Source organism: Blastococcus saxobsidens DD2 (assembly GCF_000284015.1).
Lineage (GTDB): Bacteria > Actinomycetota > Actinomycetes > Mycobacteriales > Geodermatophilaceae > Blastococcus > Blastococcus saxobsidens_A.
The window spans coordinates 3962104-3973557 of sequence record NC_016943.1 but is presented as its reverse complement, the minus strand read 5'-3'; the positions used below and the strand labels follow the sequence as shown (position 1 = coordinate 3973557).

Genomic DNA, 11454 nt, shown 5'->3' with positions numbered 1-11454 from the left:
GCGCCGCGGTCAGGCCGAGGGGGACAGTGGGGGGCATGAGCGGTACGGAGCTGTCACCGGAACGGCGGCGGGCGGACCGCGCGCGGCTGGCCGACGGCGTCGTCGACGTCCTGGTGATCGGTGGCGGGGTGACCGGCGCCGGGGCGGCGCTCGATGCCGCCAGCCGGGGGTTGTCGGTGGGGTTGGTGGAGGCGCGGGACTGGGCCGCCGGCACCTCCAGCCGGTCGAGCAAGCTCATCCACGGCGGGCTGCGCTACCTGGAGCAGCTGGCGTTCCCGCTGGTGCGCGAGGCGCTCAAGGAGCGGGCCCGGCTCGTGGGCACCATCGCTCCGCACCTGGTGCGGCCACTGCCGTTCCTCCTGCCCCTGACCGCGCCGGTCTGGCAGCGGGCCTACTACGGCGCGGGAGTCGCCCTCTACGACGTCCTGGGTGCGGCCTTCGCCCGCGACCGGACGATGCCACGGCACCGCCACCTCTCTCGCCGGGCGACGCTGCGCGCGTTCCCGGCCCTGCGGCGCGACGTCGTCCGGGGGGCGATCCGCTACTGGGACGCCCAGGTCGACGACGCCCGGCACACCCTGGCCGTGGTGCGCACGGCGGCCGGCTACGGAGCGGCCGTGCTCTCCAGCGCCCGGGTCGTCGACCTCGTGCGGGACGCCGGGGTGGGCGGGGGCGGCATCGCCGGGGTGGGCGGGGGCGGCATCGGCGGGGTGGGCGGGGGCGGCATCGGCGGGGTGGGCGGGGGCGGCAAGGCCGCGGTGGTGGGCGTGCGGGTGGCCGACCTCACCGACGGTTCCTCGTTCACCGTGCGTGCCCGGAGCGTCATCGCCGCCACCGGCGTCTGGAGCGACGACGTGGGGGAGATGCTCGGCGCCTCGGCGCCGAGCCTGAAGGTACGGGCCTCCAAGGGGATCCACCTCGTGGTGCCGCGTGCGGCCATCGACGGCGGCGACGTCGGTCCGGACGGGCTGATCCTGCGGACGCCCACCAGCGTGCTGTTCGTCATCCCGTGGCGCGAGCAGTGGATCGTCGGCACCACCGACACCCCCTGGCGGCTGGACCGCGACCACCCGGCGGCCAGCAGCGCCGACATCTCCTACCTGCTCGACCAGGTCAACCGGGTGCTCGTCCGCCCGCTGTCGGCGGACGACGTCGTCGGCGTCTACGCCGGGTTGCGGCCGCTGCTGGCCGGCGAGTCCGACGACACCAGCCGGCTGTCCCGCGAGCACGCCGTCGTCACGCCGGTACCGGGGCTGGTGCTGGTGGCGGGCGGCAAGTACACGACCTACCGGGTGATGGCCGCCGACGCGGTCGACGCGGCGGTGGCGGGCCTGCCGGGCGCGCCGCGGTCGCGCACCGCCGAGCTGCCGCTCGTCGGGGCCCGCGGCTGGGCGGCGGTCCGGGGCCGCGCGGCCGAGCTGTCCGCCGAGAGCGGCGTCCCGGAGGACACCCTGGTGCGGCTCCTGCAGCGCCACGGCGACCAGATCGGTGCCGTCCTGGACCTGGCGCGGGACGACCCGGCGCTCGGCCGTCCGCTGACCGGTGCCCCGGGGTACCTCGCCGCCGAGGTGGTGCACGCGGTCACCGCCGAGGGCGCCCTCCACATCGACGACGTGCTGACCCGGCGTACCCGCGTCTCCATCGAGACGCCGCACCGCGGGGTGGATTCGGCGCCCGAGGTGGCCGCCCTCATGGCCCGGGTCCTCGGCTGGGACGAGGAACGCGCCGCCCGCGAGGTCACCCACTACACGGCGCGGGTGGCGGCGGAGCGGGAGTCGCAGCGGATGCCCGATGACCACACCGCCGACGCCGCCCGGCTCGGCGCGCCGGACGTGCGTGCCGCGGTGTGACGGCCCGTCCGGGTGACCGCCGGACGGGCAGTCGTTCCGGACGTGGACCTCGCCGCCGTAATGTGCGCAGGCGATGTGGCAGCTGACCAACGGTGTGCGGTTCTACCCATGGGGTAGCCGGACCGTCATCCCCGAACTCCTGGGTGAACCCGTGCCCGCCGACCGGCCGCACGCGGAGCTCTGGGTGGGGGCGCACCCGGACGAATCCAGCGTCCTGGCCGATGGCCGTCCGCTGGACACGGCGATCGCCACCGACCCCGAGGCGCTGCTGGGTGCTGCCGTCGTCGAGCGGTTCGGCGCCCGGCTGCCGTTCCTGATGAAGGTCCTCGCCGCGGACACCCCGCTGTCGCTGCAGGCGCACCCGACCACGGAGCAGGCCGAGGCCGGTTTCGCCGCCGAGGAAGCGGCCGGCATCCCGCACGACGACCCGACGCGCACGTTCAAGGACCCGTTCCACAAGCCCGAGCTGCTGCTGGCCCTCACCACCTTCGAGGCGCTGTGCGGCTTCCGGCCGGTGGAGGAGTCGCTGCACTGCCTGGCCAAGCTACAGGTGCCCGAGCTCAAGCCCACCATCGCCGCGCTGGCCCGCGGAGGGCTGCGGGCGGCCATCCCGCAGCTGCTGGCCCTCCCCGGTGAGCGGCGCACCGAGCTGGTGTCCGCCGTGGCCACCGCCGCGTCGAGGTTCGTCGCGGCGCACGACCCGGAGTTCATCAACACCTACCGGTGGGCCGCGACTCTCGCCGAGACCTACCCCGGCGACCCCGGTGTGGTCATCTCGCTGATGTGCAACCACCTGAAGCTGGCGCCCGGAGAGGCGGTGTTCCTCCCCGCGGGGAACCTGCACGCCTACCTGGCCGGGGCCGGCGTCGAGGTGATGGCCAGCTCCGACAACGTGCTGCGGGGCGGGCTGACCGCCAAGCACGTCGACCTGGCGGCGTTGATCGAGGTGCTGGACTTCACCGACGGCAGGGTGCCGGTGATCCACCCGGTGCTCGGTCCGGGCGGGTTGCGCTACCCCGTACCGGTCCAGGACTTCGACCTCACCCGGGTCCACCTCGACGAGCAGTCGGGCGTCCTCACCACCCGCGGCCCGCAGCTGCTGTTCTGCACCGAGGGAGCCGCCGTGCTCGCCTCGGCCGACGGCGAGCTGACGCTGGAGAAGGGCCGCGCGGCGTTCATCCCCGCCGGCGCCCCGGTCAGCGCGCACGGCCCCGCCGTCCTCTACCGGGCCACGACCAACCTGGCCTGAACCCTCCGGGGTGGAGCGGGATGCGTGTCGCAGACCGGGCGGGAGGCGGTGGCGGCCTACTTTTCGAGGCGCTGTCGTCTCGTCCGGGGGAACTGTCGTGTCTCGTACTGCCCGTCCACGTCGCGCCGTCCCCGGCGTGGTCGCCGCTTTCCTGGCGTTCGCCCTGCTGGGGGGCTGCGCCGAGAGGGCGCCGGAGACGGAGTCGTCGTCCCGGCAGACCGAGTCCTCGTCCCGCGAGGCCGAGCCCTCGCTGAGCGCCGCGGAGCTCGAGGCCGCCGCGGCGGCGGCCGACGCCGCATTGGCCGAGAAGGAGACCGCCGAGCGGGCGGTCGAGGCCGACCGGATCGCCGAGGCCGCCGGGGTGCTGAACCCGACGAGCACCGACGCCGTGGTGGGTGCCGCAGCTCCGACGTCCGCCCTCGCCGCTCTCGCGGCGCTGGAGGTCAAGGGCCGGGCTCCCCGGACCGGCTACGACCGCGACCTGTTCGGCTCCGGCTGGGTGGACACCGACCGCAACGGCTGCGACACCCGCAACGACATGCTGGCCCGTGACCTGGAGCGGGAGGCCTTCAAGCCGGGGACGCGCAACTGCGTCGTCCTCACCGGCACGCTGGCCGACCCCTACTCCGGCCGCACCATCCCCTTCCAGCGCGGTCAGGGCACCAGTGACGACGTGCAGATCGACCACGTGGTGGCGCTCTCCGACGCGTGGCAGAAGGGCGCCCAGCAGTGGGATGCCACCACGCGCACCGCATTCGCCAACGATCCGCTGAACCTGCTGGCGGTCGACGGCCCCCTGAACATGCAGAAGGGGGACGGCGACGCCGCCACCTGGCTGCCGCCGGTGCGCGGTTACCGCTGCGCGTACGTGGCCCGGCAGGTGGCGGTGAAGGTGCGCTACGGCGCCTGGGTCACCCAGGCCGAGAAGAACACGATGGCCACGGTGCTCAGCGCCTGCCCGACCGAGCCGCTGCCCGGTGGCGTGGTGGCGGTACTTCCTGCGCAGCAGCCGGCTCCTGCGCCCGCTCCGGCTCCGGCGCCCGCGCCCGCCCCGAGGCCCGCGCCTGCTCCAGCGCCGGCCCCCGCTCCTGCGCCGGTCCCCGCTCCGGCTCCCGCGCCGGCTCCCGCGCCGAGTGCCTCCTATGCCAACTGCACCGAGGTCAAGGCCGCGGGAGCGGCGCCGATCCGGGCGGGTGACCCGGGGTGGCAGCAGAAGTTCGACCGGGACGGCGACGGGGTCGGCTGCGAGTCCTGACGCACCCGGGTGGCCACCGGGCGACGCGGTTGCGGCCGCCCCCTACCCTGGAGGACGGCACGAGCCCCGCCGAAGCCTCGGCATGCTCGCTCTCCCCGGTCTCGGGGATCGAAGCGACCCTGCATCCGACTGCATCGCCCGGCCAGCGCGCCGGGCACCACCTGGAGCTTTCATGACCGCCAGCACTGGCACCCGCACGCTGACCACCCGGACCGGCGAGGCCGACTTCACGGTCGCCGACCTCTCCCTCGCGCCGTTCGGCCGCAAGGAGATCCAGCTCGCCGAGCACGAGATGCCCGGCCTCATGGCGCTGCGCGCCGAGTACGGCGACCAGCAGCCGCTGGCCGGCGCCCGCATCGCCGGCTCCCTGCACATGACCGTGCAGACCGCCGTCCTCATCGAGACCCTCACGGCCCTCGGCGCCGACGTGCGCTGGGTCAGCTGCAACATCTTCTCCACCCAGGACCACGCCGCCGCGGCGATCGTCGTCGGCGAGGGCACCCCCGAGGACCCCGCCGGCGTCCCGGTCTTCGCCTGGAAGGGCGAGACGCTGCCCGAGTACTGGTGGTGCACCCAGCGGCTGTTCGAGTTCCGCGACGAGAACGGCGACGTCGTCGGCCCGAACATGCTGCTCGACGACGGCGGCGACGCCACGCTGCTGATCCACCTCGGCACCCGCTTCGAGGCCGACGGCGTCGTCCCCGACACCACCGAGGCCGACTCCGAGGAGTACGGCGTCATCCTCGAGACCCTCCGCGGCACGCTCGCCGAGGACGGCGGTTACTGGACCCGCATCGGCCAGGGCATCGCGGGCGTCACCGAGGAGACCACCACCGGCGTCATGCGGCTCTACGAGCTGGCGCGCGACGAGCGACTGCTGTTCCCGGCGATCAACGTCAACGACTCGGTGACCAAGAGCAAGTTCGACAACCTCTACGGCTGCCGGCACTCGCTCATCGACGGCATCAACCGGGCCACCGACGTGATGATCGGCGGCAAGGTCGCGGTCGTCTGCGGCTACGGCGACGTCGGCAAGGGCTGCGCGGAGTCCCTGCGCGGCCAGGGTGCCCGGGTCATCGTCACCGAGATCGACCCGATCAACGCCTTGCAGGCGGCGATGCACGGCTACGAGGTGACCACCCTAGACGAGGTCATCGGCAAGGCCGACATCATCATCACGGCCACCGGCAACAAGGACATCATCAGCGCCGAGCAGCTGGCCTCGACCAAGCACCAGGCGATCATCGGCAACATCGGGCACTTCGACAACGAGATCGACATCGCCGGCCTGGCCAAGACCCCGGGCGTCGTCCGGACGACGATCAAGCCGCAGGTCGACGAGTGGCGGTTCGCCGACGGCCACACGATCATCGTGCTCTCCGAGGGCCGGCTGCTGAACCTGGGCAACGCCACCGGCCACCCCAGCTTCGTCATGAGCGCCTCCTTCTCCAACCAGGTGCTCGCCCAGATCGAGCTGTGGAACAACCGGGCCGCCTACGAGGGCCAGACGCCCGGCGTCACCGTGCTGCCGAAGAAGCTCGACGAGCACGTGGCGCGGCTGCACCTCGACGCCCTGGGCGTGAAGCTCACCGAGCTCACCAAGGTGCAGGCCGACTACATCGGCGTCCCGGTCGAGGGCCCGTACAAGAGCGACCACTACCGCTACTGATCCCCCCGGCCCTCCTTCGGCATAGGAGGCTTTACCTACGTCTGCGGGGGTCAGAACGTAGGTAAAGCCTCCTATGCCCGGGACCGCGCGGGGGAGGCGGAGGCCGGTGCGCCGACATCTCACCCGGGCGGGTGGGACACCTTCTTGCCTGTTCAGCGCAGAATGGTCGCCGTGCCACCCACCGCGCCTCAGAACGGACCCTCCCGCGGCCGTGTCCTGGTCGTCGACGACGACGCCGCCCTCGCCGAGATGCTCGGCATCGTGCTGCGGCGCGAGGGATACGAACCGGCCTTCGTCTCCGACGGCAACCGGGCCGTCGGCGTCTTCCAGCAGACCCGGCCCGACCTGGTCCTGCTGGACCTGATGCTGCCCGGCCGCAACGGTCTGCAGATCTGCCAGGACATCCGCACGCAGTCGACGGTGCCGATCGTCATGCTGACCGCCAAGGGCGACACGATCGACGTCGTCCAGGGGCTGGAGGCCGGCGCCGACGACTACGTCACCAAGCCGTTCAAGCCGGTGGAGCTGGTGGCGCGCGTGCGCGCCCAGCTGCGCCGTGGCGAGACCGGGCAGGCGGAGAACCTGAGCATCGGTGACGTGCAGATCGACGTCCCGGCGCACCAGGTGAGCCGCGACGGCGTGCCGATCGCGCTCACCCCGCTGGAGTTCGACCTGCTCGTCGCCCTGGCCCGCAAGCCGCGGCAGGTGTTCACCCGGGAACTGCTGCTCGAGCAGGTCTGGGGCTACCGGCACGCGGCGGACACCCGCCTGGTCAACGTGCACGTGCAGCGGCTGCGGGCGAAGGTCGAGCGGGATCCGGAGCGGCCCGAGATCGTGCTCACCGTGCGCGGGGTGGGGTACAAGGCCGGGCCGCCGTGAGCGGACAGGCCGGTGAGCATCGCAGCGAGGAACGAGCGAGGAGCGGAGCCGGCCGCGGGAGCGAACCGGCGGGCACCGTGAGCGGACAGGCCGGTGAGCATCGCAGCGAGGAACGAGCGAGGAGCGGAGCCGGCCGCGGGAGCGAACCGGCGGGCACCGTGAGCGGACGGGCGGCGGCCCCGGGCGGCTTCCCCACTCCCGGCGCCGGCTGGGGGACACTGGTCCGGTGACCGCGACCCGGACCCCCCCGCCGGGCACCGCGGCCGACCGGCCGACGTCGGCGGGGACCGGCCGCGCACCGCGGGGCCACTCCGAGCTCACCCGGATCCGGCGGGGGCTGCGCCGGCGGGCCGGCCGGGCCCGTCGCCGGGTCCGCCTGACCAGCCGGCGTCTCGTCGCCCGCACGGTCCGCACGTGGCGGTCGTCGCTGCAGGTGCGGATCGGCGCGATCACCATGCTCCTCGCCGGCACGGTCGTGGTGATCGTGAGCATGGTGCTGTTCAGCCAGATCAAGGACCAGCTGCTCGACGTCAAGCGGCAGGCGGCGATCGACCAGATGCAGGCGGGGGTCGTCTACGCCCAGAGCGAGGCGGCCGGCATCGCGACCGGGGACGCCGCCAGCGTCCGCGCCACCCTCGCCCGGACGGTCAACCAGCTGCTGGACCGGGGCGGCGCGGCCGGCGACTTCGACGTCGTCATGGTGTACCGGGCCGATCGCGAACGTCCGGCCACCAGTCGTCGCCCGCTGTACGGGGCGCTGCCGGACGAGCTGCGGGACGCCGTCGACGCGGGCAGCCAGGCCTACAAGTACGACCTGATGCCCGGGGAGTCCGGCGAGCTCCGGCCCAGCCTGCTGGTGGGCGCGCCGGTCACCGGTGACGCCCAGGGGCCCGACCGCATCGAGCTGTACTACGTCTTCCCGCTGCAGCAGGAGGAGGAGAGCCTGTCGCTGATCCGGAGCACGGTGGTGGTCAGCGGGATCGCACTGACGTTGCTCGTGGTGGGCATCGGCGTCCTGGTCACCCGGCTGGTCGTCGACCCCGTGCGGCAGGCCGCCGGTACGGCCCAGCGGCTGGCGGAGGGGCAGCTCGAGGAGCGGATGGCCGTGCGCGGTGAGGACGACCTCGCGCGGCTGGCGACCAGCTTCAACGCCATGGCCGACAGCCTGCAGCGGCAGATCACCCAGCTGGAGGGGCTCTCCCAGCTGCAGCAGCGGTTCACCTCCGACGTCTCGCACGAACTGCGGACCCCCCTCACCACGGTGCAGATGGCGGCCGACGTCCTGTACGAGACCCGCGACGACTTCGCGCCGCACGTCTCCCGCTCCGCCGAACTGCTCCGCGCGGAACTCGACCGGTTCGAGGCGCTGCTGACCGACCTGCTGGAGATCAGCCGGTACGACGCCGGTGCGGCCGTCCTCGACTCCGCGCCGACCGACCTCGGGGTGCTGGTGGACCGGGTGGTGGACGGGATGACCTCCCTCGCCGAGCGGCACGACTGCGAGGTGCAGGTGAACCGGCCGGCCGACCGGGTGCTGGCCGAGGTCGACGCCCGCCGGGTCGAGCGGATCCTGCGCAACCTGGTCGGGAACGCCATCGAGCACGGTTCGGGGCACCCGGTCCAGATCACGCTGGCGGCCAACCGTTCGGCGGCTGCCGTCACGGTGCGCGACCACGGGGTCGGCCTGAGCTCCGGGGAGGCGCAGCACGTGTTCGACCGGTTCTGGCGGGCCGACCCCTCCCGGATGCGCACGGTGGGCGGGAGCGGGCTGGGCCTGTCCATCAGCCTCGAGGACGCGCGGCTGCACGGCGGGTGGCTGCAGGTGTGGGGGCAGCCGGGCGCCGGTGCGCAGTTCCGGCTGACCCTGCCGCTGGTGGCGGGTGCCGATCTGACCAGCTCCCCGCTGCCGCTGCGCCCGGTGAAGCTCCGTGGGGCGGAGGCACCGTGACCGGCTCCCCGAGGGCGCTGGCGGCAGCTCTGCTGCTGGCCGTGCTGTCCCTGGTCTCCTGCTCGACGGTGCCCACCAGCTCGCCCACGGTCCAGATCACCCAGGCGCCGGCGCGCGTCGTCGACGCGGTCGGCATCGAGCCGCTGCCGCCGGAGCCCGGGGCCAGCCCCGAGGGGATCGTCCGCGACTTCATCGACGCCGCGGCCAGCACGGTGCGCCGGCACCCGGTGGCCCGGCAGTACCTGGCCCCGCAGGTGAGAGAGTCCTGGTCCGACGACGGCATCAGCGTCATCGGGACCGACATCGCCCTGGTCACCACGGACGAGGGCGCCGTGACGCTGACCGCGAACCTGATCGGCACCGTGGACACCCGCGGGGTGTTCACCGTGGCGGAGCGCGGCGTCGTCACCCGGGACTTCCGTCTGGAGCAGGTCGACGGCGAGTGGCGGATCACCAACCCACCGGAGGGGCTCATCATGCTGGAGCCCGACTTCCGGCGGCTCTACGACCCGGTGAACGCCTACTTCCTCGACCCGACCGAGCAGCGGATGGTGCCGGACCCGCGCTATCTGATCCGGGGAGAGTCGCAGCCCACGGCGCTCGTGGAGCGGCTCATCGAGGGTGCGTCGGCGCCGTTGGCCGCCGGCGTCCGCAACCCCCTCAGCGGCGTCCAGCTGACCCGGGCGGTCACCGTCGAGGGTCAGACGGCGACCGTCGAGCTGAGCGGCCTGCCGCCGGAACCTTCCCCGAGGCTGGCCCAGATCTCCGCCCAGCTGGTGTGGAACCTGCAGCAGCTCGACCAGCCTCGGATCAGCAGTGTCGTCGTCCTCCTCGACGGGGAGCCGGTGACCCCCGGGGGTGTACCGCGGCTGCAGACCGTCGAGGACTGGGCCTCCTTCAGCCCGGACATCGTGCCGGTCGACGGGGTGGGGCACTACATCGAGGCGGGATCGCTCCGGACCCTCCCCGGCGGCGAGCCGGCACCCGGGCCCGCGGGCACCGGCGTCTACGGGCTCGGCAGCGCGGCCATCGCGGCGGACACGGGTACCGGCCGGCTGTCGTTCCTCACCGGCGTGCGGACCGACCCCGGTGGCGCCACGCTGCTCGCCGGCCAGTACGGCGGGGAGCTCACCCCGGTCCTGGGGGCCGGCACCCTCAGCGCTCCCACGGTCGCGGGCACGCGGACCGAGGCATGGGTCGTCCGGAACGGCTCGGAGGTGGTCCGGGTACCGGCCGGCGGGCCGCCGCAGCCGGTGGCCGCGCCCACGCTGCCCGGCCTCGGCCGGGCCGAGGTCCTGCAGCTGTCCCCGGACGGCGTCCGGGCCGCCGTGGTCGTCGACGGTCAGGACGGCCGGCGGCTGCACGTGGGCACCGTGGTGCGCTCGGACGAGGACGGCTCGGTGGTCCTGCGCGACCTGCGGAACGTGACGCCGACCCTGGCGCAGGTGATCGACGTCGCCTGGGCGGACAGCGGCACCCTGCTCGTGCTGGCCGGTGACGAGGGGGAGGACCGCATCGTCCCGTACTCGGTCCGCGTCGACGGCTGGGGGCTCACGCCCGTCTCCACCTCCGGTCTGCCGGGCCAGCCGACGTCGCTGGGCGTCGCGCCCACACGTCAGCCGCTGGTGAGCGCGGAGGACAGCATCTGGCAACTGGTCGGCGGCACCTGGGTGACCCTGGTCCGCGGCGCGGAGCCGCTACCGGGCACGGCGCCGTTCTACCCCCTCTGAGCCGCGCGCCCCAGTCCACAGACCCGGCCGGACGGCGCGCCGCGGACGGTCGGCGCGGCAGGCTGGCCCGGTGGACGTCCCGGTGCTCGCGGCACTCGCCGACCTGGTGCTGCCCCGCACCTGCGCCGGCTGCGGGGTGCCCGGGGCGATGCTGTGCCCTCGGTGCGCGCCGCTGCTCGCGGCACCCCGGTTGGCCGAGCCCCGTCGGTTCCCCGCGGGCTTCCCGCCGACGGTGGCGGCCGGCGCCTACGCCGGACCCGTCCGCCCGGCGATCAACGCGTTCAAGGAACAGGGCCGGGCGGAGCTGGCCGCGCCGCTGGGCGCAGCGCTCGCCCTCGCGGTCGCGGCGGTCCGGCTGGGGGCAGGAGCCCCGTCGCGGCCGCCGGTGGTGCTGGTCCCCGTGCCCACCTCGCCCGCGGCGGTGCGCGCCCGCGGGCGGGACCACGTCCGGGAGCTGACCGCACGGGCGATCGCCGAGCTGCGTGCGGCCGGAGTACCGGCCACCGGGTGCCGGGCCCTGCGACGCCGCGGGCGGATCCGGGACTCGGCCGCCCTCTCGGCCTCCCAGCGGCGGGCCAACCTCGCCGGCACGTTCGCGCTGGACGCACGCCGTCGCCCGGCCGGTGCGCTGCTGGTCCTGGTCGACGACGTGGTGACCACCGGCGCGACGCTGACCGAGGCGGCGTCGGTGCTGGCCGCCGGGCTCCCGCCGGGCGGCTTCCCCGTCCTCGCGGCGGTCGTGGCGGCCACGCCGCGGTCACCAGGGGCACCTCGCGCGGACCCCGTCCGGACGCGGCGGTACCGGGCCGGGAACGTCCTCCGGCAGGACCTCGATCGACTGTCGCGCCCCCGGGGGAAGGACTAGCGTCGATCT

At 74.2% G+C, this 11454-nt stretch carries 8 protein-coding genes; all 8 read left to right on the top strand.

Annotated features, from left to right (window positions below):
* Positions 1–35: 35 nt before the first annotated feature.
* The 8 genes from BLASA_RS18785 (at position 36) to BLASA_RS18750 (ending at position 11445) form a co-directional block, all read left to right on the top strand.
* Positions 36–1850, top strand: coding sequence for a glycerol-3-phosphate dehydrogenase/oxidase (locus BLASA_RS18785; protein WP_014377808.1), 1815 nt, complete (start codon positions 36–38; stop codon positions 1848–1850).
* Positions 1851–1923: 73 nt separating this feature from the next.
* The gene (gene manA, locus BLASA_RS18780) at positions 1924–3099 is read left to right on the top strand and encodes a mannose-6-phosphate isomerase, class I (RefSeq protein ID WP_014377807.1); all 1176 of its coding nucleotides are present in this window, start codon (positions 1924–1926) and stop codon (positions 3097–3099) included.
* Between the two features lie 136 nt (positions 3100–3235).
* Complete coding sequence (locus BLASA_RS18775) at positions 3236–4354, top strand: GmrSD restriction endonuclease domain-containing protein (protein ID WP_014377806.1); 1119 nt, start codon at positions 3236–3238, stop codon at positions 4352–4354.
* Between the two features lie 172 nt (positions 4355–4526).
* Positions 4527–6023: an adenosylhomocysteinase gene (gene ahcY / locus BLASA_RS18770; protein ID WP_014377805.1), complete on the top strand. Its 1497-nt coding sequence runs from the start codon at positions 4527–4529 to the stop codon at positions 6021–6023.
* Positions 6024–6185: 162 nt separating this feature from the next.
* Complete coding sequence (gene mtrA, locus BLASA_RS18765) at positions 6186–6902, top strand: MtrAB system response regulator MtrA (RefSeq protein WP_051005072.1); 717 nt, start codon at positions 6186–6188, stop codon at positions 6900–6902.
* Between the two features lie 226 nt (positions 6903–7128).
* Positions 7129–8850, top strand: coding sequence for an MtrAB system histidine kinase MtrB (mtrB, locus tag BLASA_RS18760; protein ID WP_014377803.1), 1722 nt, complete (start codon positions 7129–7131; stop codon positions 8848–8850).
* Positions 8847–10580, top strand: coding sequence for an LpqB family beta-propeller domain-containing protein (locus tag BLASA_RS18755; RefSeq protein ID WP_014377802.1), 1734 nt, complete (start codon positions 8847–8849; stop codon positions 10578–10580). The genes mtrB and BLASA_RS18755 overlap by 4 nt, the downstream gene beginning before the upstream one ends.
* 70 nt (positions 10581–10650) lie before the next feature.
* Positions 10651–11445: a ComF family protein gene (locus BLASA_RS18750; RefSeq protein WP_014377801.1), complete on the top strand. Its 795-nt coding sequence runs from the start codon at positions 10651–10653 to the stop codon at positions 11443–11445.
* The last annotated feature ends 9 nt before the right edge of the window (positions 11446–11454 follow it).

What these genes read in the sequence shown, in the direction of transcription:
- BLASA_RS18785 (WP_014377808.1), top strand. Translation starts at nt 36, where the DNA reads ATGAGCGGTACGGAGCTGTCACCGGAACGGCGGCGGGCGGACCGCGCG.
- manA (WP_014377807.1), top strand. Translation starts at nt 1,924, where the DNA reads ATGTGGCAGCTGACCAACGGTGTGCGGTTCTACCCATGGGGTAGCCGG.
- ahcY (WP_014377805.1), top strand. Translation starts at nt 4,527, where the DNA reads ATGACCGCCAGCACTGGCACCCGCACGCTGACCACCCGGACCGGCGAG.
- mtrA (WP_051005072.1), top strand. Translation starts at nt 6,186, where the DNA reads ATGGTCGCCGTGCCACCCACCGCGCCTCAGAACGGACCCTCCCGCGGC.